Raw genomic sequence first — 820 nt, forward strand, 5'->3', positions numbered from 1 at the left:
CCGGCAGATAACGCCCGAGGTCGCCGGTCCGGTACAGCCGATCGCCGTCCACAAAGGGACTGGCGATGAAGCGCTCGGCCGTCAGCTCGGGGCGGTTCAGATAGCCTCGCGCCACTCCCGCCCCGCCGATGTAAAGCTCGCCCACCGCCCCGAACGGCACGGGCGTGCCATGCCCGTCCAGCAGGTACACCCGCGTGTTCGCAATCGGACGGCCGATCGGGACCACTGGCCCATTAAAATCAGCCGGACAATTCCAGGCCGTTACGTCGATAGCAGCTTCCGTGGGACCATATAGATTGTGCAGACCAGTCCAGGGTAATACGCGCCGAACCTTCTGCGTAAGGGAGGCAGAAAGCGCCTCGCCACTACACACGAGACGCTGCAGGGATGTGCAGCGATCAACGCCCTTCGTGTCCATGAAGCTGGCCAGCATGGATGGTACGAAGTGCGCAGTGGTGATGCGCTCGCCGATTATCAAGTCTACAAGCGCATCTGGGTCTTTGTGCGCACCAGGAAGCGCCAGCACCAGGGTTGCCCCTTCAAGCAATGTCCAGAAGAATTCCCAGGCCGAGACATCGAATCCGAACGGGGTCTTCTGCAAGACGACATCAGCCGCACTGAGTGCATAGGCCTTTTGCATCCAGATCAGGCGATTGATAATAGCCCGATGCTCATTCTGTACCCCTTTGGGAGTTCCGGTTGAGCCTGAGGTGTAGATCACATAGGCGAGATGGCGCGATGTGAGGCCAAGCGTGCGCGGGTCGGGGTCCGAAGCCGGCCGTTCGGCCCAGGCCGGCGTGGCCGTCTTCAGATCGACCAC

General features: G+C 61.3%; 1 protein-coding gene. It reads right to left on the bottom strand.

The features are described from left to right. Nucleotides 1-820: amino acid adenylation domain-containing protein (locus tag P0R31_RS40740; protein ID WP_275521248.1), on the bottom strand; the 820-nt coding region annotated here is incomplete at both ends.

It is taken from the genome of Bradyrhizobium yuanmingense, from assembly GCF_029167105.1.
GTDB lineage: Bacteria > Pseudomonadota > Alphaproteobacteria > Rhizobiales > Xanthobacteraceae > Bradyrhizobium > Bradyrhizobium yuanmingense_A.